23 protein-coding genes and 1 pseudogene are annotated in these 23,900 nt (G+C 68.5%); 14 read left to right on the top strand and 10 right to left on the bottom strand.

The annotated features are described in order from the left end of the window. The first annotated feature begins 59 nt into the window (after positions 1-59). Both PT85_RS09680 and galE read left to right on the top strand, forming a co-directional pair. The gene (locus PT85_RS09680) at positions 60-386 is read left to right on the top strand and encodes a DUF1820 family protein (RefSeq protein ID WP_027591586.1); all 327 of its coding nucleotides are present in this window, start codon (positions 60-62) and stop codon (positions 384-386) included. Positions 387-428: 42 nt separating this feature from the next. After that, positions 429-1,460, top strand: a complete 1,032-nt coding sequence (galE, locus tag PT85_RS09675) for a UDP-glucose 4-epimerase GalE (protein WP_027591585.1) — start codon at positions 429-431, stop codon at positions 1,458-1,460. Here the strand turns inward: galE and PT85_RS09670 are convergent. The 4 genes from PT85_RS09670 to PT85_RS09655 all read right to left on the bottom strand — a co-directional run bounded on the left by PT85_RS09670 (position 1,457) and on the right by PT85_RS09655 (position 4,971). Next, a complete protein-coding gene (locus PT85_RS09670) occupies positions 1,457-1,999 on the bottom strand; it encodes a tetratricopeptide repeat protein (protein WP_039606547.1) in 543 nt (180 codons plus the stop codon). The genes galE and PT85_RS09670 overlap by 4 nt on opposite strands. Before the next feature lie 220 nt (positions 2,000-2,219). Beyond that, entirely contained in the window at positions 2,220-3,503 is a 1,284-nt protein-coding gene (gene hemL, locus PT85_RS09665) for a glutamate-1-semialdehyde 2,1-aminomutase (RefSeq protein WP_039606546.1), read from the bottom strand. Positions 3,504-3,547: 44 nt separating this feature from the next. Then, positions 3,548-4,177: a thiamine phosphate synthase gene (thiE, locus tag PT85_RS09660; protein WP_039606545.1), complete on the bottom strand. Its 630-nt coding sequence runs from the start codon at positions 4,175-4,177 to the stop codon at positions 3,548-3,550. After that, entirely contained in the window at positions 4,177-4,971 is a 795-nt protein-coding gene (locus PT85_RS09655) for a hydroxymethylpyrimidine/phosphomethylpyrimidine kinase (protein ID WP_039606544.1), read from the bottom strand. Before PT85_RS09655 ends, thiE begins: the two co-directional genes overlap by 1 nt. 159 nt (positions 4,972-5,130) lie before the next feature. On the opposite strand from PT85_RS09655, the gene PT85_RS09650 reads away from it, so the two are divergent. The 8 genes and pseudogenes from PT85_RS09650 (at position 5,131) to PT85_RS09620 (ending at position 13,914) form a co-directional block, all read left to right on the top strand. Further along, a complete protein-coding gene (locus PT85_RS09650) occupies positions 5,131-6,780 on the top strand; it encodes an acyl-CoA dehydrogenase family protein (RefSeq protein WP_039606543.1) in 1,650 nt (549 codons plus the stop codon). An 86-nt stretch (positions 6,781-6,866) separates the two neighbouring features. Further along, a complete protein-coding gene (locus tag PT85_RS09645; RefSeq protein WP_139182017.1) occupies positions 6,867-7,733 on the top strand; it encodes a hypothetical protein in 867 nt (288 codons plus the stop codon). A 136-nt stretch (positions 7,734-7,869) separates the two neighbouring features. Continuing rightward, entirely contained in the window at positions 7,870-8,916 is a 1,047-nt protein-coding gene (locus PT85_RS09640; RefSeq protein ID WP_052237649.1) for a YeiH family protein, read from the top strand. 71 nt (positions 8,917-8,987) lie between these two features. Then, a complete protein-coding gene (gene amn / locus PT85_RS09635; RefSeq protein WP_407681087.1) occupies positions 8,988-10,457 on the top strand; it encodes an AMP nucleosidase in 1,470 nt (489 codons plus the stop codon). A gap of 139 nt (positions 10,458-10,596) precedes the next feature. Continuing rightward, positions 10,597-11,457 (top strand): isocitrate lyase/PEP mutase family protein, encoded by an 861-nt coding sequence (locus PT85_RS09630; RefSeq protein ID WP_027591577.1) that lies wholly within the window; start codon positions 10,597-10,599, stop codon positions 11,455-11,457. Between the two features lie 99 nt (positions 11,458-11,556). Then, positions 11,557-11,910 (top strand): annotated as a pseudogene (locus PT85_RS18575) (PAS domain-containing protein); the annotation flags it as partial. 276 nt (positions 11,911-12,186) lie between these two features. After that, a complete protein-coding gene (locus tag PT85_RS18570; protein ID WP_407681092.1) occupies positions 12,187-13,140 on the top strand; it encodes a methyl-accepting chemotaxis protein in 954 nt (317 codons plus the stop codon). Between the two features lie 204 nt (positions 13,141-13,344). After that, positions 13,345-13,914, top strand: a complete 570-nt coding sequence (locus PT85_RS09620) for a pseudouridine synthase (RefSeq protein WP_039606538.1) — start codon at positions 13,345-13,347, stop codon at positions 13,912-13,914. Positions 13,915-14,079: 165 nt separating this feature from the next. On the opposite strand, the gene PT85_RS09615 is transcribed toward PT85_RS09620, so the two are convergent. The 5 genes from PT85_RS09615 to PT85_RS09595 all read right to left on the bottom strand — a co-directional run bounded on the left by PT85_RS09615 (position 14,080) and on the right by PT85_RS09595 (position 17,225). After that, on the bottom strand, positions 14,080-14,292 hold the full coding sequence (locus PT85_RS09615; protein WP_027591574.1) for a DUF2788 domain-containing protein: 213 nt from the start codon (positions 14,290-14,292) through the stop codon (positions 14,080-14,082). 82 nt (positions 14,293-14,374) lie between these two features. Beyond that, positions 14,375-14,767 (bottom strand): globin domain-containing protein, encoded by a 393-nt coding sequence (locus PT85_RS09610; RefSeq protein ID WP_027591573.1) that lies wholly within the window; start codon positions 14,765-14,767, stop codon positions 14,375-14,377. Positions 14,768-15,067: 300 nt separating this feature from the next. Then, the gene (locus tag PT85_RS09605; protein WP_027591572.1) at positions 15,068-15,547 is read right to left on the bottom strand and encodes an Lrp/AsnC family transcriptional regulator; all 480 of its coding nucleotides are present in this window, start codon (positions 15,545-15,547) and stop codon (positions 15,068-15,070) included. Positions 15,548-15,887: 340 nt separating this feature from the next. Continuing rightward, complete coding sequence (locus PT85_RS09600) at positions 15,888-16,781, bottom strand: cation diffusion facilitator family transporter (protein ID WP_027591571.1); 894 nt, start codon at positions 16,779-16,781, stop codon at positions 15,888-15,890. Positions 16,782-16,805: 24 nt separating this feature from the next. Next, entirely contained in the window at positions 16,806-17,225 is a 420-nt protein-coding gene (locus PT85_RS09595; RefSeq protein ID WP_039606537.1) for a hypothetical protein, read from the bottom strand. Positions 17,226-17,474: 249 nt separating this feature from the next. On the opposite strand from PT85_RS09595, the gene hrpB reads away from it, so the two are divergent. Together hrpB and PT85_RS09585 are read left to right on the top strand one after the other, a co-directional pair. After that, positions 17,475-19,985: an ATP-dependent helicase HrpB gene (gene hrpB / locus PT85_RS09590; RefSeq protein WP_039606536.1), complete on the top strand. Its 2,511-nt coding sequence runs from the start codon at positions 17,475-17,477 to the stop codon at positions 19,983-19,985. 304 nt (positions 19,986-20,289) lie between these two features. After that, on the top strand, positions 20,290-21,111 hold the full coding sequence (locus PT85_RS09585) for an SDR family oxidoreductase (RefSeq protein WP_039606535.1): 822 nt from the start codon (positions 20,290-20,292) through the stop codon (positions 21,109-21,111). Between the two features lie 6 nt (positions 21,112-21,117). Here the strand turns inward: PT85_RS09585 and PT85_RS09580 are convergent, their stop codons facing one another. Next, positions 21,118-21,768, bottom strand: a complete 651-nt coding sequence (locus tag PT85_RS09580) for a hypothetical protein (RefSeq protein ID WP_407681086.1) — start codon at positions 21,766-21,768, stop codon at positions 21,118-21,120. A 211-nt stretch (positions 21,769-21,979) separates the two neighbouring features. Here PT85_RS09580 and PT85_RS09575 point away from each other — a divergent pair, with 211 nt between their 5' ends. Next, positions 21,980-22,450 carry a LabA-like NYN domain-containing protein gene (locus tag PT85_RS09575; protein WP_039559472.1) on the top strand — a complete coding sequence of 157 codons (471 nt, stop codon included), beginning with the start codon at positions 21,980-21,982 and terminating at the stop codon, positions 22,448-22,450. Between the two features lie 37 nt (positions 22,451-22,487). Continuing rightward, a complete protein-coding gene (locus tag PT85_RS09570) occupies positions 22,488-23,816 on the top strand; it encodes a DEAD/DEAH box helicase (protein ID WP_039606533.1) in 1,329 nt (442 codons plus the stop codon). The last annotated feature ends 84 nt before the right edge of the window (positions 23,817-23,900 follow it).

Raw genomic sequence — 23,900 nt, 5'->3', positions numbered from 1 at the left:
GCGGAAGCGGTGCTGTGGTATGCTCCGCGCCCCTCGTCGCTGTCCTGACCGTCACCACCATGAGCAAACGCGAAGCCCCCATCTTCAAGGTCATCTTCCTCAACCAGGGCCAGGTGTACGAGATGTACGCCAAGCAGATCTTCCAGAGCGATTTGTGGGGCTTTCTGGAAATCGAGGAATTCGTGTTCGGCGAGCGCACGCAGGTGGTGGTCGACCCCAGTGAGGAGAAGCTCAAGGCCCAGTTCGAGGGCGTCCTGCGCAGCTTTGTGCCGATGCACGCCATCATCCGCATTGATGAGGTCGAGCGCCTGGGGACGCCTAAAATCAGCGAGGCCAAGAGCGGCAGCAACATCATGCCGTTTCCGATGCCAATGCCCGAGAAGTAGGTCGGCATCCCCCAGGACACAGGTTCACTCAGGAGCGACAGTGTGAAATCCACCATCCTCGTTACCGGCGGCGCCGGCTACATCGGCTCCCACGTGGTGCTGGCCCTGCTGGAGGCCGGCCAGGACGTGCTGGTGCTGGACAACCTCAGCAACAGCTCGCTCGAATCCCTGGCGCGCGTCGAACGCCTGTGCGGCCGCGCGCCCCGCTTCGTCGAGGGCGACATCCGCGACCGCGCGCTGCTGGACCGGCTGTTCGCCGAACAGCGCATCGGTGCCGTGATGCACTTCGCCGGTCTCAAGGCGGTCGGCGAGAGCGTGCAGCAGCCGCTGCGCTACTACGAGAACAACGTTGCCGGCAGCGTCACCCTGTGCCAGGCGATGGCCGCCGCCGGGGTGTTCCGGCTGGTGTTCAGCTCGTCGGCCACCGTATACGGCGAACCGCCGCAGATGCCGATCCGCGAGGATTTTCCCACCGGCACACCGACCAACCCCTACGGCCGTTCCAAGTTGATGGTCGAGGAGATCCTGCGCGACCTGTCGCTGTCCGAGCCGCGCTGGAACATTGCCTTGCTGCGCTACTTCAATCCGGTCGGCGCCCATCCCAGCGGGCTGATCGGCGAGGACCCGCAGGGCATACCCAACAACCTGCTGCCCTATATCAGCCAGGTGGCGGTCGGCAAGCTCAAGGAGCTGGCGGTGTTCGGCGACGATTATCCGACCGTCGACGGTACCGGCGTGCGCGACTACATCCACGTCATGGACCTGGCCGACGGCCATCTCAAGGCGCTTGCCGCCCTGGCCGAACGCAACGGGGTGAATGTCTGGAACCTCGGCACCGGCACGGGCTACAGCGTGCTGCAGATGATCCACGCCTTCGAGCAGGCCAGCGGGCGCAGTGTCCCCTACCGCATCGCCCCGCGGCGGGCTGGCGATATCGCCGAATGCTGGGCCGATCCGGCACTTGCCGAGCAGGAGCTGGGCTGGAAGGCCCGTCGGGGACTGGCCGAGATGATGGCGGATACCTGGCGCTGGCAGTCGAACAATCCGGACGGCTATCGCCCCGCGTCCGCTTAAGGAAGCGGCGCCAGCGGCGAGCTGGCGTCGATGGTCCGCAGTTCCTGCAGGTAGCTGCGGAAGATGTGGCCGAGGATCCGGGTGGCGACCGCCAGCTCTTCCTGGGACATCTGCTCGGCGACCAGGTCGGCGGCATCCAGGGCTTCTTCCGAGCCGTTCACGGCGGACATTTTCAGCACGATGAAGGCCTGGATGTTGCTGGCCGGCACGCCTTCGCCCTTGAAGAACATGGTGCCGAGGCGGCGCTGGGCTTCGGCGTGTCCCTGCAGCGACGCCATCTCGTACCAGCGCAACGCCTGTTGCAGATCCTGCTGGGTGTGGCGGCCGGTGTAGAAGAACTCGCCCAGCTCGAATTGCGCCTGGGTGTCGCCTTCCAGGGCGATGGCCTGGCAGCTGTTGAGTGCCTCGCTCAGCAGCTCGGGTGCCAGGTCGAGCGAGCAACGTCCGGTGGCGGGCACCAGCAGGTCGTTGTCACTGGCCAGCGACACGGGAACAAACAGCAGACAGCACAGGCTCAGAATGTGGCTGGTGCGAATCATGGGAATCCAGGGCGCCTATGCAGGCAGGCGGGTTCAGGCGACCGGCACATTATGGGATAACCCGTGCGCGGGTTACAAAGCCTTTCGGCCCGGAGGGGTTTGCCATTCTGCTGCGACGGTGGCGGGGGTGCCGTCTTGGGGGAGCGGACTCGTCCGCGAAGGCTTTGGTGCGGGCACGCCCAAAAGCTCGCGAACAGGTTCGCTCCCACCGTCCGTGGTCTTACTTCAGCTGCGCGAAGGCACGCTCTGCGGCGTCCAGGGTGATCTTCAGCTCGGTCTCGCCATGGGCGATGGAGGTGAAGCCGGCTTCATATGCGCTGGGAGCCAGGTAGACACCGCCGTCCAGCATCAGGTGGAAGAAGCGGTTGAAGCGCTGCGCGTCGCTGGCCATCACGTCGGCGAAGGTCTGGATGCTGTCTGCGCCGCTGAAGTACAGGCCAAACATGGCGCCCACCTGCGTGGTCACGAACGGGATGCCGGCGGCATCGGCGCGGTCCTGCAGGCCCTGCAGCATGCGGCTGGTGTAGTCGGCCAGCTCGGTGTGGAAGCCCGGGCGGCTGATCAGCTTCAGGGTGGTCAGGCCAGCGGCCATGGCCAGCGGGTTGCCGGACAGGGTGCCGGCCTGGTAGACCGGGCCGAGCGGGGAGACGCAGGACATGATCTCGCGCTTGCCACCGAAGGCGCCCACCGGCATGCCGCCGCCAACGATCTTGCCGAAGGTGGACAGGTCCGGCGTCACGCCGAAATGCGCCTGGGCGCCGCCGAGGGCGACGCGGAAGCCGGTCATCACCTCGTCGAAGATCAGCACCACGCCGTGCTCGTCGCACAGCGCGCGCAGGCCCTCCAGGAAGCCCGGCACCGGAGGCACGCAGTTCATGTTGCCGGCCACCGGCTCGACGATGATGCAGGCGATCTCCTGGCCGCGCTGCTTCAGGGTGTCGCGCACGGTGTCCAGGTCGTTGTAGGGCAGGGTCAGGGTGTGCTGGGCGAAGGCCGCCGGCACGCCCGGCGAGCTGGGCACGCCGAAGGTCAGGGCGCCGGAGCCGGCCTTGACCAGCAGGCTGTCGGAGTGACCGTGATAGCAGCCCTCGAACTTGATGATGGTGTCGCGGCCGGTGTAGCCCCGGGCCAGGCGGATGGCGCTCATGGTCGCCTCGGTGCCGGAGCTGACCATGCGCACCATTTCCATCGACGGCACCAGCGAGCAGACCAGTTCGGCCATCTCGGTCTCCAGCGCGGTCGGTGCGCCGTAGGACAGGCCGTGCTCCAGCTGGCGGCGCACGGCGTCGAGCACGTCCGGATGGCCGTGGCCGAGGATCATCGGGCCCCAGGAACCTACGTAGTCCACATAGCGCTTGTCGTCCTCGTCGACGATGTAGGCGCCCGACGCGTGCTTGATGAACAGCGGCGTGCCGCCAACGCCCTTGAAGGCGCGCACCGGCGAGTTCACGCCGCCGGGGATGTGCTGTTGGGCCTGGTTGAAGAGGATTTCGGAACGGGACATGAAGGGCCTCGCGAATCAAAGCGGGCGTCGCCCGCGGTGCGTAGTCAGGAAGAAGGAAACAGCGAAACGAAGGCGCGGGCGCGGCGCTCGACCTCGGCGGCCGAATCCGCAGCAAAAAGGGCATTGATCACGGCCAGCCAGTCGGCGCCGTGCGCCACCAGCGGCCGGGCGTTGTCCAGCGTGATGCCGCCGATCACCACCAGCGGCGCATCGAAGCGCGCACGCGCCTCGCTCAGCAGCGCGGGCGTGGCCTTGGCTTCGCCGGGCTTGGTCAGCGACGGATAGAAACGCCCGAAGGCCGGATGGCTGGCGCCGGCCGCCAGCGCGGCTTCGGCAAACGCCAGGCTGGCATAGCAGCTGGCGCCCAGGTGCACGCCCGCGCCAAGGCGCGCACGGGCCTCGCTCAGCGAGCCGTCCTCCTGGCCCAGGTGCAGGCCGACGCCCAGTTGCACGGCCAGTTCCAGGTCATCGTTGATGATCAGCTCGGCATCGTAGCGCTGGCACAGCTCGCGCAGGGCGCTGGCTTCATCGAAGCGGCGCGCCTGGTCGCGGGATTTCTCGCGGTACTGCAGCAGGCGCGCGCCGCCTTCCAGCGCGGCTTCCACATAGGGCAACAGGCGTCCCTCGGCGAGCAGGGCGCTGTCGGTGATGGCGTACAGGCCGTGACTATTCATCACGAAGCGTCCAGCGGCAGGCGGCGCGGGATGTACTGGCCGTGGCCCGGCGCCTCGGCGTCGCGCAGGCAGCGCCAGGTGTAATCCAGCGCCGACTGCACCGCGCTCGGCAGCGCTTCGCCCAGCGCCAGGCGCCCGGCCAGGGCGCTGGCCAGGGTGCAGCCGGAGCCGTGGTAGCTGCCGGGCAGGCGCTGGCAGCTGGAGGTCCAGGTCTGGCCGTCGCGGCTGTACAGGCGGTTGACCACCTCGACCTCGTCGCCGTGGCCGCCGGTGATCAGCAGATGGCGGATGTATGGCAGCAGCTTTTCCGCGCACTCGTCCGGCGTGCCGTTGGGCAGTTCGGCGAGGATGCGCGCCTCGGGCAGGTTCGGCGTGGCGATGGCGGCCACCGGGAACAACCGTTCGCGGATCGCGTAACCGACATCGTCCGGGCCCAGCGAGCCGCCGCCGCCGGCGCGCAGCACCGGATCGCAGACCAGCGGCACACCGGGCAGCTGCCGCATCAGCTCCAGCACGGTGTCGACCATCTCCACCGAGCCGAGCATGCCGAGCTTGACGGCGGCGATGGGCAGATCGGCGATCACCGCGCGGGCCTGGGCCAGTACCCAGGCGCGGTCGAGCACGCGGAAGTCGGCAACGTCGACGGTATCCTGCACGGTCAGCGCGGTGACGGTCGGTGCAGCGTGGCAACCCTGGGCAAGCAGGGCTTCGATGTCCGCCTGCAGGCCGGCACCACCACTGGGATCGTGGCCGGACAGGCAGAGGACGACGGGACGGGAAGTGTGTCTGTTCATGGCGCGCGAGCTTAGCACTTTCCACCCGCCATTGGCCCGCCCTCGGGTGCGCTCCGGCGGGCCTATCCGTCCTCGCGTTTGTCCGGTTTCCCTCTCCCGGCACGGCGGGCGGCCATGCTTCACTCGGTCGCACCACCGACTGCACACCGGAGCCCCGCGATGAACCTGCATCAGTTCGCCGAAACCCACGAGGTCTTCAACCAGGTGCCGCCGCTGGAGGGCGCCAACCTCTACCGACTCGACCGGCCGCTGCAGGAGTGGCTGCGCCGCTTCCAGGGCGGCTGGGGCGATGCGCGGCTGGACGCCTACGGCGCGCTGGCCGGCGGACCGCTGATGAACGCTGGCTTTCTGGCCAACGAGCACAAGCCGGAGCTGCGCACCCACGACCGCTACGGCCACCGCATCGACCAGGTCGACTTCCATCCCGCCTACCACGAGCTGATGCGCACGGCCATCGAACACGGCCTGCCGTCGCTGCCCTGGGTGAACCCGCAGGCCGGCGCCCACGTGGTGCGCGCCGGCCTCACCTACCTGCACAGCCAGGCCGAGGCCGCCAGCGGCTGCCCGCTGACCATGACCTTCGCCGCCGTGCCGGCGCTCAAGCTGCAGCCGGACATCGCCGACGCCTGGCTGCCGAAGATCCTCGCCACCGAGTACGACCCGCGCAACGTGCCCATGGAACAGAAGGCCGGGGTGACCATCGGCATGGCGATGACCGAGAAGCAGGGCGGCACCGATGTACGCGCCAACACCACCCGCGCCTTCCCGGTCGGCGCCGGCGGTCCCGGCCAGCCTTACGAACTGGTCGGCCACAAGTGGTTCTGCTCGGCGCCCATGTGCGACGCCTTCCTGACCCTGGCGCAGACCGACAAGGGCCTGACCTGCTTCCTGCTGCCGCGCCACCGTCCGGACGGCACGCGCAATCAGTTCTACATCCAGCGCCTGAAGAACAAGCTGGGCAACTGGGCCAACGCCTCCAGCGAGATCGAATACCGCGGCGCGCTGGCCTGGATGATCGGCGAGGAAGGGCGCGGCGTGCCGACCATCATCGAGATGGTCGCCATGACCCGCTTCGACTGCATGGTCGGCTCCAGCGCGCTGATGCGCCAGGCGCTGACCCAGGCGCTGCACCACTGCGCGCATCGCCAGGTGGGCGGCAAGCGGCTGATTGAGCAGCCGCTGATGCAGAACGTGCTGGCCGACCTGGCCCTGGAAAGCGAGGCCGCGCTGGCGCTGACGATGCGCATGGGGCGCGCCCTGGACAATCCGGACGATCCGCAGGAAGCCCGCTTCGCCCGCCTGGTCACCGCCATCGGCAAGTACTGGATCTGCAAGCGCGCCCCGGAAATGATCGCCGAGGCCAGCGAGTGCCTGGGCGGCGCCGGCTACGTCGAGGAAACCATCCTGCCGCGCCTGTACCGCGAGGCGCCGGTCAACTCCATCTGGGAAGGCTCCGGCAACGTGCAGTGCCTGGACGTGCTGCGCGCGCTGTCCAAGGAGCCCGGCGTGCTGGACGCGCTGTTCAGCGAGCTGGGCGACGGCCATGGCGATGGCCGCCTGGCGGCGCATATCCAGCGTCTGAAGGACGCTTTCGCCGACACCAGCGACATCCATTACCGCGCCCGCCAGCTCACCGAGGACGTGGCCGTGGCCCTGCAGGCCAAGCTGCTGCTGGAAGCCGGCAACGCGGCAGTGTCTGACGCCTTCCTCGCCAGCCGTCTGGAAGGGCGTGGGCGCGTGTACGGCACCCTGCCGCGCGGACTGGAGATCGAGGCGCTGCTGGCGCGCAGCGCGCCGCATCTGGCATAGCGCATCGGGCGGGCCAGTCCGGGTCCGTCCGTCAACTTCACCACCGCTCGGCCGATAAACGGTTGGACACCGCAAGGAGTGCAACCATGGCCATCCGTTTCGACTTTCCTTCCTCTGTATCAAAGCTACCCACCGTGCGTCGCAGCGACGAGACCGCTTCGCGGAGTACTCAGCCAGCCGCTGTGGATGCCGACCCGAAAACCGCCGCGCAGCTGACGCTCGGCGCAGCCTTGAAAAGGGCCAGCGAGACGGCCCGCGCCTTCGGTGATTCGCTCACCACGCGCTTCGACGAGGCGCGCAAGAGCAGCGCCCGCGAGCAGGTCGCGCAGATCCGCGAACGCATCCAGATGCTCAAGCGCTTGATCCTGCTGTTCGGCGGCTCCAAGGCGCTGCTGCGCGAGCTCAAGCAACTGGCCGGCGCTCTGGCCTCGGCGAGCGAGGTGCTGAAGGACAGTGGCGGCGGTGGCTCGGCCTCGTCCGGACTGGCGCAGGGCGCGCTCTACACCGAAGCCGGCGTACCCGCTTCGGGTGCGCCGCCTGCCGCTCCGGCCGGCGACCACGCTCAGGCCAGCGAAATGGCCGAGTCGTCGGACGAGCAGCGCGAGGCCGAAGCACAGGTAACCCAGGCCGAACGCGAACTCGCCGCCCTGGACGCCAAGGCCGACCCGCAGGACCCGCCTGCCACCGACGACGCTCCGACCCTGGCTCCCGCCTCGGCCGACAGCCAGCAGGCCCAGCGCCGCGCCGACGCCGACCTGCTGGAAAAGGCCCTGCGCGAACTCAAGGCCTTGCTCGCACTGGCCAAGGCCGCACAACGCAAGGCCGACCGCGACGACCAGAAGCGCATCAAGGACATCGAGGAGCAGCTGGAGCAGGTCGAGCAGGCGGTGGGGGAGCTGAACGCGCCCGCGTCGCTTTCAGCGGGGTTCGCTGGAATTTCCGTACGGGCATGAGGGATGGTTTTTTATCTGCTTTGTATTTTAAATTCACGGTTTTAATCGATTTCGCAGATATGGAATAACGATATAACCCGTTTTTATTAGTCGCTCGAACGCCTTACCGTGCGCTCCGTGTTCTACGGAGGTAACGATGGCTCTCCTTATGTATAAGGCGCGCGGCCTGGCTGGTGCGCTGGGTGTGGTTCCGGGGTTAGCGCTGAGCGGGGCGGTGGCGGCGGTGGCTCTGTGGGCGGCCGAGGGGCCGTTGAAGGGCTGGGGGCTGGGCGCGCTGACCCTGGCGATCCTGCTCGGCATGCTGCTTGGCAACAGCCTGTATCCGGCATTGCGCGGGCTGTGCGATTCGGGGGTGGCGCTGGCCAGGCAGCGGCTGCTGCGGCTCGGCATCGTTCTCTATGGCTTTCGGCTCGGCCTGGAGCAACTGGCCGCGGTGGGCATGGCGGCGGTGCTCATTGATGTGCTGATGCTCACCTCGACCTTCCTGCTCGCCTGCTGGCTGGGTCGCCGGGTGTTCGGGCTGGATCGCCACACCACGGTGCTGATCGGCGCCGGCAGCAGCATCTGCGGTGCCGCCGCGGTGGCCGCCACCGAACCCTTGCTCAGGGCCGAAGCCGGCAAGGTGGCGGTGGCCATTTCCACCGTGGTGCTGTTCGGCACCCTGGGCATGTTCCTTTATCCCTGGCTGTTCCATCTGCTTGCCGACACGCTGCGGCTCGACGCCCATGCCTACGGCATCTACATCGGCTCCACCCTGCACGAGGTGGCCCAGGTGGTCGCCGCGGGCAGTGCGGTGAGTGCCGAGACCGGCGAGGCGGCGGTGATCGCCAAGATGATCCGGGTGATGCTGCTGGCGCCGTTCCTGCTGTTGCTGGCCCAGTATCTGGGACGCCGCGAGGCGCATGACGAGGCGGGCGCGGCGCACCGGCACTTCCCCTGGTTCGCGCTCGGCTTCGTCGCGGTGGTCGGCTTCAATTCGCTGCATCTGTTGCCCGCCGGCCTGGTGCAGGCGCTGGTGCGGCTCGACGACTGGCTGTTGGCCATGGCGATGGCCGCCCTCGGCCTGGGCACGGTGCTGGGCGCCATCCGCCAGGCCGGGCTGCGGCCGATGCTGCTGGCCGGCGGCCTGGCGCTCTGGCTGGTGCTCGGTGGGGCGCTGGTGAACCTGGCGTTCGCGCTTTGAGTGCCGCACTGTCATCGCCTCGACGTAAACTTGCCGCATGATCGTGCCCACCGGTAATCAGGATGCCCGCCGTGACCCTTTCCGACACCTTCACCCTCGTCGCCACCCCCGAACAGGCCGTGGACCGTCTGGCCGAGCTCTACCAGCAGGCCGCCTCGGCGCTCAGCCAGGCGCTCAAGCGCTACCTCAAGGAGCGTGTGGTGCCGGACGAGGCGCAGCGCGCGTTGTTCCGCTACCCCGAGCTGCGCATCACCTACCTGAAGAGCGGCGAGACCTCGTCCAGTACCCGGGCCTACGCCAAGGTGCAGGTGCCGGGGGTGTACAGCGTCACCATCACCCAGCCCCAGGCGTTTCGCGGCTATCTGCTTGACCAGTTGCGGCCGCTGATGAGCGATTTCACCCTGCAGGTGGAAGTGGGGATCAGCGACCGCAGCATTCCCTATCCCTACGTGGTGGCGCAGGGCGACGAGCTGGCCGGCAGCGGGGTGACGGCGGCGGAGCTGGCGCGGGTGTTCCCCAGCACCGACCTGTCGGCGGCCAGCGACGAGGTGGCCGACGGCCTGTATGACTGGCAGCACGCCGAGCAGATGCCGCTGGCGCTGTTCGACGCGGCGCGGGTGGATTTCTCCCTCAAGCGCCTGCAGCACTACACCGGCAGCGGCTGGCAGCATGTGCAGCCGTGGATCCTGCTGACCAACTACCACCGCTACGTGGACCAGTTCATCCGCTACGGCCTCGACCAGCTGCGCGACAACCCGCGCTACGTGCGCATGGTGCTGCCCGGCAACGTGGTGGTCGCCAAGGGCATGGAAGAAGGCGAGATGCAGGCGATGATCGACAGCGTGCTCTGGCACCGCTACCAGATGCCGGCCTACCACCTGGTGGCCGACGACGGCCACGGTGTGACGCTGGTGAACATCGGCGTCGGCCCGTCCAACGCCAAGAACATCACCGACCACCTGGCCGTGCTGCGTCCGCACTGCTGGCTGATGATCGGCCACTGCGGCGGGCTGCGGCAGTCGCAGACCATCGGCGACTACGTGCTGGCCCACGCCTACATGCGCCGCGACGGCATCCTCGACCGCGTGCTGCCGCCGAACATCCCGCTGCCGGCGCTGGCCGAGGTGCAGCAGGCGCTGCAGGAGTCCGCCGCCACCGTCACCGGCGAGCAGGGCGAGGCGCTGAAGAAGCGCCTGCGCACCGGGACCGTGCTGACCTACGACGACCGCAACTGGGAATTGCGCTGGGCCCAGGAGCGCCCGCTGATCAACCTGGCGCGCGCTGTTGCGGTGGACATGGAAAGCGGCACCATCGCCGCCCAGGGTTATCGCTTGCGCGTGCCCTACGGCACGCTGCTGTGCGTCTCCGACAAGCCGCTGCACAGCGAGATCAAGCTGCCCGGTGCCGCCAATGCCTTCTACGAGCGCGCGGTGAACCAGCACCTGCGCATCGGCATTGCCGCGCTGGACTTGCTGCGCGGTCAGCTCGATTCGCTGCATTCGCGCAAGTTGCGCAGTTTCGACGAGCCGCCGTTCCGTTAGTGGTCGCCCTCTGTACAAGGGCGAGCCGAGCGCCCACCATGGCGCTCAAGGAGCTTCAACTCTTTGTTTGCAAAGACTTTCTCAGGGATGAGTCGTGCCACGCGCAGCCGTGCTGCGCCATTGCCTGTGAAGGATGATCATGCAACGCGTTTCTCCCCATAGCCTGCGCGAGGCATTTCGCGCACTCCTGGCCTCCGATGCCTGCTACCACTGCGCCTCGGTGTTCGACCCGATGTCCGCCCGCATGGCCGGCGACCTCGGTTTCGAGGTCGGCATCCTCGGCGGCTCGGTGGCCTCGCTGGAAGTGCTGGCTGCGCCGGACATCGCGCTGATCACCCTCAGCGAGTTCGTCGAGCAGGCGGCGCGCATCGGCCGCGTCGCCACCCTGCCGGTACTGGCCGACGCCGACCACGGCTACGGCAACGCCCTCAACGTGATGCGCACCGTCACCGAGCTGGAACGCAACGGCATCGCCGCGCTGACCATCGAGGACACCGTGCTGCCGGCGCGTTTCGGCGGCAAGGCGGTGGACCTGATCGGCATCGACGAGGCGGTCGGCAAGCTCAAGGCGGCGCTGGAGGCGCGCATCGACCCGGCGCTGAGCATCCTGGCGCGCACCAACGCCGGCAGCGGCCTGGAGGAAACCATCACCCGCGCCCGCGCCTACCAGGCGGCCGGCGTCGACGGCATCTGCCTGGTCGGCATCGAGGATTTCGAGCACCTGGAGCAGATCGTGCCGCACATCGACATCCCCAAGATGCTGATCACCTACGGCAACCCCAAGCTGCGCGACCAGGCCCGCCTGGCCCGCCTCGGCGTGCGCATCGTGGTCAGCGGGCACGCAGCCTACTACGCCGCGCTGAAGGCCACTTACGACTGCCTGCGCGAGCAGCGCCGCATCGACACCGGCGTGCTGGAAACCAAGGAACTGGTCGCACGCTACTCGGAGGCCGAGCAGTATGCGGCCTGGGCCGAGAACTACCTGAAGGTGAGGTCATAGCGTAGGAATGGAGGGAGAAGGGCGCGTATCGCGGCACGATGCGATGTAATTTTATTGGCGTCAAAATTCCCGTTGTCTCTGTGGTGTTATTGGGACATCATGCCGCGTTCAAATGCCCAAATGGAGTTGGCCATGGCGCGCACTGCGCTTACCACGGACCGCGAACGCCTCTTCCCCGCCGAACAGCGCTTGATCTCGGCCACCGATCCCCGTGGCGTCATCACCTACTGCAACGATGAATTTGCGGCTGTCAGTGGCTACTCCCGCGAGGAGCTGCTGGGCAGCCACCACAATCTGGTGCGCCACCCGGACATGCCCAAGGCAGTCTTCGGCCACATGTGGCGGCACCTCAAGGACGGTCGGCCCTGGATGGGCATCGTCAAGAATCGCTGCAAGAACGGCGATTTCTATTGGGTCTGCGCCTATGTGACGCCGATCCACCAGGAGGGTGTGCTGGTCGGCTACGAGTCGGTGCGTATCCGCCCGGAGCCCGATCAGGTGCGCCGCGCCAGTGCCCTGTACGCAGAAGTGACCGAGCAGGGTTTCAAGCGCCGTTCCCAGGGGTTGGCAGCGCAGTGGGCGACGCCGTTCCTGGCCGGCGTGCCCGCGCTGCTGGCGGCGCTCTGGTCGCCGACGTTCGGCCTCGGGGTGGCGCTGGTCACCCTGCCCATTCTGTATTTCGCACAGCATTCCGCGCAGCAACGGCTGCTGGATCGGTTGCAACGCAACATGCAGGGCGCCTTCGACAGCGAGCTGGTGGCGCGCAGCTTCAGTGACCTGCGCGGCCGGCCGGCACGCATGCACATGGCGCTGATCAGCGAGCAGGCGCGCCTGCGCACCTTGCTCAGCCGTCTGGATGACTACGCCGACCAGGCCGCCGCGCTGGCCACACGCAGTGGTCTGCTGACCCGGGATACCGAAGCGTCGCTGCAGGGCCAGCGGCATGAGGCGCACCAGGCGGCGGTCGCCATGCAGCAGATGGCCGCTTCGATCGGCGAGGTGTCGGGCATGGTCCAGCGCTCTGCCGACGAGGCCTGCCGGGTCGACAGTCTGGCCGGGCAGGGTGCCGGCGAGGCGGAGAAGGCACGGGCGCAGATCGATGGACTGGCCCGCCGTGTCGCGGCCATCAGCGACACGGTGGAGGGGCTGGCGCGGGAAACCCGCAGCATCGACCAGGCCGCCGGCATGATCCGGGCGATCTCCGAGCAGACCAACCTGCTGGCGCTCAACGCCGCCATCGAAGCGGCGCGGGCCGGCGAGCAGGGGCGAGGCTTCGCTGTGGTCGCGGGTGAGGTGCGCGAGCTGTCGCAGCGCACCCGTGAGGCGACCGAGGCGATCCAAGCCGTCCTGCAGACGCTGCACGAGGGCAGTGACGGCGCTGTGCGCATTGCCCGCGTTGGCCGCGAGGAGGCCACCGCCGGTCTGGCCCAGGTGATTGCCAGCCAGCAGGCGCTGCTGGGCATCCGTCAGGCCGTGGGCGAGATCCGCGACATGGGGCTGCAGATGGCCGCCGCCACCGAGCAGCAGGCCCAGGTGGCCGACGAGGTGGCCCGGCAGATTACCGCCATCGCCCAGGTCGCCGAGCACAACGCCGGGCTGGCCGAACAATCGGCCGAGGTTGGCCGCGAGCTCAGCGAAACCTCAAGCGCCATGCACGCCCTGGTGGAGCGCTTCCAGCGCTGAGTGGCGCTACCCGAGTTTTCTGTGGGGCGGACTTGTCCGCGAGCTCTTTGGGCGGCCCGGCCAGGTTGCAGGCCGACGCCGGAAGCTCGCGAACACGTTCGCCCTCACAGCCCTGGGTTACACTGCGCGCCCCGTTGTGCTCGCAGGTTTCCCGGCATGTCGCGTCCCCGTCCTCCCGTTTCCCGCCGTCCCACGCCGCGTCGGGTGGCCAAGGCGCCGCCGGCCGAGCCGCGACTGATCCTGCTCAACAAGCCCTTCGACGTGCTCACCCAGTTCAACGACGATCAGGGCCGTGCCACCTTGAAGGACTTCGTGCCGGTGCCGGGCGTCTACCCGGCCGGGCGGCTGGATCGTGACAGCGAGGGACTGCTGCTGCTGACCAACGACGGTCGCCTGCAGGCACGCATCGCCGACCCGAAACATAAGCTGGCCAAGACTTACTGGGTTCAGGTGGAAGGCGAACCGAGCGAGGAGCAGTTGCAGCGGCTGCGCGAAGGCGTGGCGCTGAACGATGGGCCGACCCTGCCGGCCGAGGCGCGCCTGCTCGCTGAGCCAACGCTCTGGGAGCGCCATCCGCCGGTGCGTTTTCGCAAGAGCGTGCCGACCGCCTGGCTGGAGCTGGTGATTCGCGAGGGTCGCAACCGCCAGGTGCGGCGCATGACCGCCGCCGTGGGCCTGCCGACCCTGCGCCTGGTGCGGGTGCGCATCGGCCCCTGGAGCCTGGACGGCCTGCAACCCGGCGAATGGCGCGAACTGCCGGCGCGACTGGATTGAGCGCATCGGCGCTTGCGCTGATCCGCACCGTAGGGTGGGCAACGCACAGCGTTGGCCACCGGACACGGCATCGGCGTGCATCGCGGTGGCGGCCGGAAAAAAAGCCGACCGCCCTACGATGGCGTCAGTTGCGATCGAAACGTGTCTGACAATGGCGCGAGTGCCTCAGGACTCCAGAAACAGCTCCAGCACGTAGGTGATCAGCGGCTTGGCCAGGAAGGCCACCAGGCACAGGCCCAGGCCGAGAAACAGGATGGCGGTGCCCAGGCGGCCGGCCTTCGACTTCTTGGCCAGGTCCCAGATGATGAAGAACATGAACAGGATCAGTCCGCCTACAAGCACATACATCATCAGGGCTTCGAACTGTTCGGTTTCCATGGCGACCTCGTGACGGGGCAAAGCGCGGGAGTATACGCCCGTGCTGCGTGGTGGGCAGCTGCGGTTGCCCCGTCGGTGCCGCTCAGTAGTGCGACTGGATCACCGCGATGCCCTTGCCCAGCGCCTCGCGCCAGGTCTGCAGGGTCTGCGCGGTGCACTCGCGGTCATGCTCGCGGATGGTCTGCAGCAGCGCCGTCAGCCACAGCTCGTAAAGTTCGGGACGGATATCCAGGCCGCTGCGCGCATGCGAGGCGCCGAGGGCGCGCAGCTTGGTATCCGGCAGCCCGCGGCTGTACATCACCAGATTGAGGATGCCCTGGCGCAGCAGCTGCTTCTGGCCAGTCATGTCGGTGTTGACGAACTTGGCGCGCACTTCGGCGGAGCTGGCCAGGAAGCTGCGGTAGAAATCATCGAAAAAGGTGGGGCTGGCACAGCAGCGGCCATAGCTGTGCATCAGGCTGTCGGCGGGACTCATCGATCTGTCCTTGTTCCATGCGGGTAGGAGGCAGCCGCGCCGACGCGCGAACGACGCAGCCTGCCCGCAGCGCGGGGGCATTCATCGGACGCGATCGGAGTCGCAGGCTTCGGTGCCTGAATTCCTGTGGCACACCACGGAAGGATCGATGGGCGTTTGGGGATCCGGTCTGGGCCGGACTTGCCGCGCGCGGCCACGCAAGGCGGATATCAAGCGGGCGAGATTATACGCAGGCGCCCCCTTGGCAGCCTGGCGAGGAGCACGCGGCGGCGTGCGCCGCGTCACGTTTGCCGGTTCGACTCAGCCGCGCAGATGGTTGAGCGGCAGCTCGGTGCTGGCGATCACCTGGTTGAGCACGAAGCTCGAGCGCACGCTGCTGACCCCCTCGATGCGCGTCAGGTTGCCGAGCAGGAAGGCCTGGTAGTGGTCCATGTCCTCGACTACCACCTTGAGCAGGATGTCCGCCTCCATGCCGGTGATCACGCAGCATTCCACCACTTCCGGGTGCTGGCGGATCTTTTCCTGGAAATGCTCGAAGCGCTCCGGGGTGTGGCGGTCCATGCCGATCAGCACGTAGGCGGTCAGCGTCAGGCCGAGCTTCTTGCGATCCAGCAGCGCCACCTGGCGCACGATGTAGCCCTCGTCCTCCAGTTGCTTGACCCGCCGCGAGCAGGGCGAAGGCGACAGGCCGATGCGCTCGGCCAGCTCCTGGTTGGAGATGCGCGCGTTGCGCTGCAGTTCGGCGAGGATGTTCAGGTCGTAACGGTCCAGCGTGCTCATCGCGGCGCTCTCTTTGTGGAAAGATTGCCGAGAATAGTGCTCCTGCGTTCTTTGATTGCGCAAGCGGCGGCTTGTCGCGCAATCTTCGCAATCTCTGATCGCGCCTGCTGGCGTACACTGGCTCCAACTTCGAAGGCCCGGAACCTCCAGCGGTCGCCTCCAACCAGGGGCACCGTCGCCGGCGACTCACCACGTCGCACGGCACCCGGGTCCGCCCGCCCAACCAGGCTGGCGACAGGCAACGGCGATACCCTCGCCGGGAGCGGAGCGATGAAGAATTGACTGGGGAAGCCGACTGGCTTCCCCTTTTTTATGTCCCGAAAAATTGGCGGGGACGCTTCTACAGGGCGATGCCTTCCGGGGTGTGGCACGGATCGGCATGCACCAGCACATCGCTCTGCGGAAACTCGGCGCGAATAGCCGCGCTCACCGCCTCGCAGCGCGCATGGGCCTCTTCCAGCGTCAGCTCGGCGGGCAGCTCCACGTGCATCTGCACGAACCACAGGGTGCCGGAGCGGCGGGTGCGCAGGTCGTGGGCGCCCAGCACATCCGGCACCCCGCAGGCCAGCGCATGCATGCGCTCGGTGTGCTGCGGCGCCAGTTCCTCGTCCATCAGCACAGCGGCGGCCTCGCGCACGATGCCCAGCGCGCTCCACAGGATGATGCCGGCAATGCCGATGCCGAAGGCCGCGTCCAGCCAGAGCAGGCCGGCACCGGCCAGCAACAGCGCGACCAGGATGCTGGCGTTGAGCAGCAGGTCGGAGCGGTAGTGCAGGGAGTCGGCATGGATCGCCGTGGAGCCGGTGGTGCGCACCACATGGCGCTGGAACAGCAGCAGCACGGCGGTGAGCACGATCGACAAGACCATCACCGCGATACCGGCATCGGTGTCGCCCAGCGGTTGCGGGTCGAGCAGGCGTTGCACGCCATGGATCGCCACCAGGACTGCGCTGACGCCGATGAACAGCGCCTGGCCGAGTCCGGCCAGGGCCTCCGCCTTGCCATGGCCGTAGCGGTGGTCGTCGTCGGCCGGGCGCAGCGAGTAATGCACGGCAATCAGGTTGAGCAGCGAGGCGGCGCCGTCCAGCAGGGAATCGGTGAGCCCCGCCAGCAGGCTCACCGAACCGCTCAGCCACCAGGCCACCGCCTTGACCAGGGCCAGGGTGAGGGCCGTGGCCAGTGCGGCGCCGGTGGCCAGGCGCAGCAGACGGGCGTGCTGTTCGGGGACCTTCATATTGCGCGGGGCTCCTTCGGGATGTCAGGCGGACGGCCGCAGGCCGTAGGCGGCCAGCTGCTCCACACTGCCGTGCTGCTCGATCACACCGGGGTGGTCGAGGGGCAGGTCGCGGCCGCTGGCCTCGCGGATGATGGCACGAAGCCGCTGACGGTTCACCTGCCCCTGGTTGTCCACCGCATCGCGCAACGCTTCCGGCGCCACCGAGTACTTCTCGCCGCCGGGCAGGTAGATGGCCCCGGTGGCGAAGTCGATGCCCAGGGCGATCAGTCCGGGAACGATGTACAGCAGCAGGCCGACGGCATCCAGGGCGAACACCACCGGGTCGAGCTTGCCGTCGATCTGGCCGCGCCGTTCCGGGTAGAACAGCGTGCCGCAGGCGGCCAATTGAGTGAGCAGCGCGCCACCGAGGGCGACGCAGAGCAGGCGGGGCGGGGTGCGCATGATGGTTCTCCTTGCGGGTGGGTATGCGGCAGTAGACCGCGAAGACCCGCTTAGGGTTGTGACAGGATGCCGAAGACCGCCGGGGTGCATGGCGGCCTCTCTCATTGTGGGAGCGGACTTGTCCGCGAGCTTTTCGGCGGCCGAAACCAGACGCTCGGGAATGAATTCGCTCCCACAGTCCGGGCGCTGCGCCGTCACCGATAACCCCCCTTATACTGGCGCCCCTTCGCGTTGCCCTGGAAAACACCCATGCAGTCCCTGCCCATCGACGCCGTATTGCCCGCGCTGCGCGCCGCATTGTCCAGCCGCGACGAGGCGGTGCTGGAAGCGCCGCCCGGCGCCGGCAAGACCACCCGCGTGCCGCTGGCGCTGCTCGACGAACCCTGGCTGGCCGGGCAGAGCATCCTCATGCTGGAACCGCGCCGACTGGCCGCGCGCGCCGCCGCCGAGCGGCTGGCCAGCGAGCTCGGCGAGGCGGTCGGCGACACCGTCGGCTACCGCATCCGCCTGGACAGCAAGGTCGGCCCGAACACGCGCATCGAGGTGGTCACCGAGGGCATCCTCACCCGGCGCCTGCAGGCCGACCCGGCGCTGGAGGGCGTCGGCCTGGTGATCTTCGACGAATTCCACGAGCGCAGCCTGGACGCCGACCTGGCCCTGGCGCTGTGCCTGAACGGCCGCGTGCTGCTGCGCGACACGCCGCTCAAGCTGCTGGTGATGTCCGCCACCCTGGAAGGCGCGCGCCTGAGCGCGCTGCTCGACGACGCGCCGGTGGTGCGCAGCGAAGGGCGCATGTTCCCGGTGGACGTGCGCTGGGGCCGGCCGAGCCAGCCCGGCGAGTTCATCGAGCCGCGCGTGGTTAACACGGTCTTGCAGGCCCTCGATGAGGAGCAGGGCAGCCTGCTGGTGTTCCTGCCCGGCCAGGCGGAGATCCGCCGCGTGCACGAGCAGCTGGCCGAACAACTGGGTCGACGCGACGATCTCCTGCTCTGCCCGCTGCACGGCGAGCTGGAGCTGAACGCCCAGCGCGCAGCCATCGAGCCGGCACCGACCGGCACGCGCAAGGTGGTGCTGGCCACCAACATCGCCGAGACCAGCCTGACCATCGACGGCGTGCGCGTGGTGATCGATGCCGGCCTGGCGCGGGTGCCGCGTTTCGACCCCGGCAGCGGCATGACCCGTCTGGCCACCCAGCGCATCTCCCGGGCCAGCGCCACCCAGCGCGCCGGCCGCGCCGGGCGCCTGGAGCCGGGCGTGTGCTACCGGCTGTGGAGCGAGACCCAGCACGACCAGCTCAACGCCTACGACAGCGCGGAGATCGTCCAGGCCGACCTGTCCGGCCTGGCCCTGCAACTGGCCCGTTGGGGCGTGACGCCGGACGAGCTGAGCTGGCTGGATGCGCCGCCGCCCGCCGCCTACGCCCAGGCCGGCGAGCTGCTGCGCCGCCTCGGCGCGCTGGATACGCGCGGTGTGCTGACCGCTCATGGCCAGGCGATGGCCGAATTGCCGGCGCATCCGCGCATCGCCCACCTGCTGCTCAAGGGGCAGGCGCTGGGGCTGACCGCGCTGGCCTGCGAGCTGGCGGCATTGTTGGGTGAGCGCGACATCCTGCGCGGCGCCGGCGCCGACCTGCACAGTCGGCTGGCGCTGCTCTCCGGCGAGGCGCGCGGCGGCGGTCGCGGCGCGCTGCAGCGCATCCGCCAACTGGCGCGGCAGTACCGCCAGCAGCTGCGCGGATCGGCCAGCGCGGCGGTGAGCGATCCCGAACATCCGCGCTGGCTCGGCGCGCTGCTGGCCTTCGCCTACCCGGACCGCGTCGCCCGCCAGCGCCGCGCCGAAGGCGGCGACTACCGGCTGGCCAACGGCCGCGCCGCGCAGTTCGGCGAGCCGGACGCGCTGATGAAGCACGAGTGGCTGGTGATCGCCGACCTGGGCAGTCGCCAGGGACAGCGCGAGGAACGCATCTACCTGGCCGCCGATCTCGATCCGGCGCTGTTCGACTCGGTGCTGGCCGAGCAGGTCAGCGTCCAGGAGGTGCTGGACTGGGACGAGCGCGAAGGCGTGCTGCGCGCCGAACGCCAGCGCCGGGTCGGCGAGCTGGTGCTCAGTCGCGAGCCGCTGGCGGCGCTGGACGAGGCGGCGCGAACCCGCGCGCTGGTCGAGCTGGTACGCCGCAAGGGCCTGGAGCTGCTGCCCTGGACCCCGGAGCTGCGCCAGTGGCAGGCGCGCGTGTTGCTGCTGCGTGGGCTGGACCTGGAACAGGGCAAGGCCGGCGACTGGCCGGACGTATCCGACGCGGCGCTGCTGGCCAGCCTGGAGGCGTGGCTCGGGCCTTACCTGGGCAAGGTCAGCCGCCTCAGTCATTTCGCCAACCTGGACCTGTCGTCGATCCTGCACAACCGGCTGCCCTGGCCGCTGCCGCAGCGCCTCGACGAGCTGGCGCCGAAGAGCCTGACGGTGCCGTCCGGCTCGCAGATCCGCATCGACTACAGCGAGTCGCCACCGGTGCTGGCGGTGCGCCTTCAGGAACTGTTCGGCCTGGCCGCCACGCCGCGTATCGCCGGTGGCCGGCTGGGCCTCAAGCTGCACTTGCTGTCGCCGGCACACCGTCCAGTACAGGTGACCCAGGACCTGGCCAGCTTCTGGGCCAACACCTACGCCGAGGTGAAGAAGGACCTCAAGGGCCGCTATCCCAAGCACTACTGGCCGGACGACCCGCTGGTCGCCGAGCCCACCGCCCGGGCCAAGCCGCGGCGCTAGAACCGACACGGACATCGGGTGGTCCTTGGCCACCACCGCGCGGGACACCGCGCGCCTGCGGCGCGCACGGTGGCTCGGTGAAGCGTGAGCCACCCTACGTTCACGGCACCCCGCGTTGGGGCCGGTCGACGTAGGGTGGTCAACGTTGGTCCTTGGCCACCATCGCGCCGGAACGGCGCGCCTGCGGCGTGCACGAAGCGTGAGCCTGGTTCACGCCAGCAAAACCGTGCGGCGGGCCTGCAGGACCGGCTTGTTGCCTCCCTTGTCTATGCTGCTGGCAAGCCAACAGCAGAGGTGGCGTGCCATGTACCGCAAGGTCTTCGCCAGCAAGGTGTTCGAGCGCAAGGTGGTGCTGGTCACCGGCGGCTGTTCGGGTATCGGCCGCGCGCTGGTGCTGCGTTTTGCCCAGGCCGGGGCGCGGCCGGTGATTCTCGACCTGCACCGCGAGGAGCTGGACAGCCTGGTGCTGCACCTGCGCGAGCACCTGAACAGCGATGCGATGGGGCTGGTCTGCGACGTGTCGGACCCGCAGGCGGTGGAGCGGATCATGACGCTGGTGACCGAGCGCTGTGGCGGCATCGACCTGCTGGTCAACAACGCCGGCATCACCCACCGCAGTCGCTTCGCCGACACGCCGCGCGCGGTGTTCGAGCGCATCATGGCGGTCAATTACTTTGGCGCGCTGTACTGCACCCAGGCGGCGCTGCCCAGCCTGCTGGAGCGCCGGGGACAGATCATCGTGCTCAGCTCGCTGTCCGGCTTCGTGCCGCTGCACCTGCGCTGCGCCTACAACGCCAGCAAGCACGCGCTGCACGGACTGTTCGACACCCTGCGCCAGGAGGTGCGCGAGGCGGGCGTCAACGTGCTGCTGGTGTGTCCGGGGTTCACCGCCACCGACATGCATCGCAACGCCCTGGCCGGTGACGGTTCGGTGAACGCTCCGGCGCCCCTGGCGGTGGGCCGGGTGGCGTCGGCGCAGGACGTGGCCGAGGCGATCTTCCAGGGCGCGTTGCGCCGCCGCACGCAGCTGGTGATCTCCAATGTCGGCTGGCGCGGCCAGCTGCTGTCGCGCTGCTTTCCGCGGCTGTTCCAGCGTCTGGTGCTGTCGCGCACGGCGCGCGGCTGAAACGCTTCAGGGCGTGTCGGTGATCGGCCCGCTGACAGTGAGCATGAAGCAGCGGTAGAGCGCCACGCCAACGAACAACTGGGCGAAACCGATCAGGCTTTCCAGCAGCACGCGCGGCGCCAGGTCTTCGGACAGCAGGCCGGACAGAAAGGCCTCCAGCCCCCACAGCGGCAGCATGACCGCCATCATCACCGTGAAGATGCGCCAGAACTGGCCCCGGGTCAGCGCCATGCTGTCACCGAGGGCCGCCAGCGGAGTGAAGCCCTGCAGCACCACCAGGAAGTCGGCGAAGGCCAGGCGCGCCATCAGCCACAGGCCGGGCAGGATGAACAGCGAGGCGCCCAGCATGATCAGCAGGGTGCTCAGCGCAGTGAGCAGCGCCAGCGAGGGCCACAGGCGCAGCGCCATGGCCAGCAGCGCAGCGCTGCCGGGCCGCAGGCCCCGGGTGCGGGTGTCCAGGTAGAGGATCAGCGCGGCGCCATAGAGGGGGTAGAACAGCAGCCCGGCGAGCAGGTCGGCTGAGCCCTGCCAGTCGCCCAGATACGGCGCCAGCAGGTTGCCGGCCAGGCGTTCCAGCAGGATCAGCGGCAGGCACAGCAGGGCGAGATGCGCGGCATGGCGGTGGAAGAAATACCAGGCGTCGCGCAGAAGGGTCATTGCATTCATCGACGGGAACCCAAACAACGGGGGCGCCACTGTAGCCCAGGCCGGGGCAGGCACAAAGCCTTCGCGGGCGTAGGGCGGACAACGTATTTCTTGTCCGCCAACCCAGGCACCGGCTCGACACCCCGGCGGCGGACAGGTGAAGCGTTGTCCGCCCTACGAAAGGCCCCACGGCGCATAATGGCGCCAGCAACCGGAGAACCCCTTGAAAAGACTTGCCGTATTCGTCGATGTGCAGAACCTGTATTACACCGTGCGCCAGGCCCATGGCCGGCATTTCGACTACGGCGTGTTCCTGCGCCAGCTGCAGGCGCGCGGTGAGGTAACCGAGGCCTACGCCTATGCCATCGACCGTGGCGACGCCAAGCAACAGCAGTTCCAGCAGATCCTGCGCAACCTGGGCTTCACCGTGAAACTCAAGCCGTTCATCCAGCGCAGCGACGGCTCGGCTAAGGGCGACTGGGACGTGGGCATCACCATCGACGTGCTGGACGCCGCCAGCCGTGTCGACGAAGTGGTGCTGGCCTCCGGCGATGGCGATTTCGACCTGCTGCTCGACCGCCTGCGCGCACTCGGCGTGGACAGCTGCGTGTACGGCGTGCCGGCGCTCACCGCGCAGTCGCTGATCCGCGCCGCCGGCCGTTTCGTGCCAGTGGAAGGCGAGCTGTTGCTGTAGAATCCGCGCGCCTTTTCCACCGCGCCGCGAGCCCTTCATGACCTTCGCATCCCTCGGCCTGATCGATCCGCTGCTGCGGACCCTGGACGCCCTTGACTACCGCACGCCGACGCCGGTGCAGAAGGAAGCGATTCCCGCCGTGCTCAAGGGCCGCGACCTGCTCGCCGCCGCGCAGACCGGCACCGGCAAGACCGCCGGTTTTGCCCTGCCGCTGCTGCAGAAGCTGACCCTGCAAGGCCCGAAGGTGGCCAGCAACTCGGTGCGCGCGCTGGTGCTGACGCCGACCCGCGAGCTGGCCGAACAGGTGCAGCAGAGCGTCCAGCGCTACGGCGAGAACCTGCCGCTGCGCAGCTACGCGGTGTACGGCGGGGTGAGCATCAACCCGCAGATGATGGCGCTGCGCAAGGGCATTGACCTGCTGGTCGCCACCCCGGGTCGGCTGCTCGACCTGTACCGGCAGAACGCCGTGCGCTTCGAACAACTACAGGTGCTGGTGCTCGACGAGGCCGACCGCATGCTCGATCTGGGCTTCGCCCGCGAGCTGGACGAACTGTTCGCCGCGCTGCCGAAGAAACGCCAGACCCTGCTGTTCTCCGCGACTTTCTCCGACGCCATTCGCCAGCTGGCCGGCGAGCTGCTGCGCGACCCGCTGAACATCGAGGTGGCGCCGCGCAACACCGCCGCCAAGAGCGTCAAGCAGTGGCTGATCCCGGTGGACAAGAAGCGCAAGAGCGAGCTGTTCCTGCACCTGCTGGCCGAGCAGCGCTGGGGCCAGGTGCTGGTGTTCGCCAAGACCCGCAAGGGCGTCGATCAACTGGTGGAGGAAGTGCAGGCGGCGGGCTTTGCCGCCGACTCGATCCATGGCGACAAGCCGCAGCCGTCGCGCCTGCGCGCCCTGGAGCGCTTCAAGGCCGGCGAGGTACAGATTCTGGTCGCCACCGACGTGGCGGCGCGCGGCCTGGACATCCACGACCTGCCGCAGGTGGTCAATCTGGACCTGCCGATCGTCGCCGAGGATTACGTGCACCGCATCGGCCGCACCGGCCGGGCCGGCGCCACGGGCGAGGCGATCTCGCTGGTGTGCGCCGACGAGGTCGATCAGCTGGCCGCCATCGAGAACCTGATCGGCCAGGTGCTGCCGCGCCGCGACGAGCCGGACTTCATCCCCGACCACCGCGTGCCGCAGACCGCCCTTGGCGGGCTGGTGCTGAAAAAACCCAAGAAGCCCAAGCAACCCAAGGCCGCGCCGGCCGGCAAGGGCAAGATCCACCTGGGCAACTGGTTCGACGCCAGCGAGAAGCCCGACGCCAAGCCGATCCGCAAGGCACCGAGCTTCGGCGGCAAGCCGACGCGCAAGAAGCCCTGAACCAGGCGCGCCGTGCCGGCGCGATGGTGGACAAGGAAAGCGTTGTCCACCTTACGCAGGACCCTGAGCCGTCCGAGGATGTAG

The organism is Pseudomonas flexibilis, assembly GCF_000806415.1.
Classification (GTDB): Bacteria; Pseudomonadota; Gammaproteobacteria; order Pseudomonadales; family Pseudomonadaceae; genus Serpens; species Serpens flexibilis.
This window is presented reverse-complemented; position numbering and strand designations above follow the sequence as displayed.

Excerpts from the sequence above, each read along its gene's own strand:
- PT85_RS09680 (WP_027591586.1), top strand. The coding sequence starts at position 60 with ATGAGCAAACGCGAAGCCCCCATCTTCAAGGTCATCTTCCTCAACCAG.
- PT85_RS09670 (WP_039606547.1), bottom strand. The coding sequence starts at position 1,999 with ATGATTCGCACCAGCCACATTCTGAGCCTGTGCTGTCTGCTGTTTGTT.
- hemL (WP_039606546.1), bottom strand. The coding sequence starts at position 3,503 with ATGTCCCGTTCCGAAATCCTCTTCAACCAGGCCCAACAGCACATCCCC.
- thiE (WP_039606545.1), bottom strand. The coding sequence starts at position 4,177 with ATGAATAGTCACGGCCTGTACGCCATCACCGACAGCGCCCTGCTCGCC.
- PT85_RS09655 (WP_039606544.1), bottom strand. The coding sequence starts at position 4,971 with ATGAACAGACACACTTCCCGTCCCGTCGTCCTCTGCCTGTCCGGCCAC.
- PT85_RS09650 (WP_039606543.1), top strand. The coding sequence starts at position 5,131 with ATGAACCTGCATCAGTTCGCCGAAACCCACGAGGTCTTCAACCAGGTG.
- PT85_RS09645 (WP_139182017.1), top strand. The coding sequence starts at position 6,867 with ATGGCCATCCGTTTCGACTTTCCTTCCTCTGTATCAAAGCTACCCACC.
- PT85_RS09640 (WP_052237649.1), top strand. The coding sequence starts at position 7,870 with ATGGCTCTCCTTATGTATAAGGCGCGCGGCCTGGCTGGTGCGCTGGGT.
- PT85_RS09630 (WP_027591577.1), top strand. The coding sequence starts at position 10,597 with ATGCAACGCGTTTCTCCCCATAGCCTGCGCGAGGCATTTCGCGCACTC.
- PT85_RS18570 (WP_407681092.1), top strand. The coding sequence starts at position 12,187 with ATGCAGGGCGCCTTCGACAGCGAGCTGGTGGCGCGCAGCTTCAGTGAC.
- PT85_RS09615 (WP_027591574.1), bottom strand. The coding sequence starts at position 14,292 with ATGGAAACCGAACAGTTCGAAGCCCTGATGATGTATGTGCTTGTAGGC.
- PT85_RS09610 (WP_027591573.1), bottom strand. The coding sequence starts at position 14,767 with ATGAGTCCCGCCGACAGCCTGATGCACAGCTATGGCCGCTGCTGTGCC.
- PT85_RS09605 (WP_027591572.1), bottom strand. The coding sequence starts at position 15,547 with ATGAGCACGCTGGACCGTTACGACCTGAACATCCTCGCCGAACTGCAG.
- PT85_RS09600 (WP_027591571.1), bottom strand. The coding sequence starts at position 16,781 with ATGAAGGTCCCCGAACAGCACGCCCGTCTGCTGCGCCTGGCCACCGGC.
- PT85_RS09595 (WP_039606537.1), bottom strand. The coding sequence starts at position 17,225 with ATGCGCACCCCGCCCCGCCTGCTCTGCGTCGCCCTCGGTGGCGCGCTG.
- hrpB (WP_039606536.1), top strand. The coding sequence starts at position 17,475 with ATGCAGTCCCTGCCCATCGACGCCGTATTGCCCGCGCTGCGCGCCGCA.
- PT85_RS09585 (WP_039606535.1), top strand. The coding sequence starts at position 20,290 with ATGTACCGCAAGGTCTTCGCCAGCAAGGTGTTCGAGCGCAAGGTGGTG.
- PT85_RS09580 (WP_407681086.1), bottom strand. The coding sequence starts at position 21,768 with ATGACCCTTCTGCGCGACGCCTGGTATTTCTTCCACCGCCATGCCGCG.
- PT85_RS09570 (WP_039606533.1), top strand. The coding sequence starts at position 22,488 with ATGACCTTCGCATCCCTCGGCCTGATCGATCCGCTGCTGCGGACCCTG.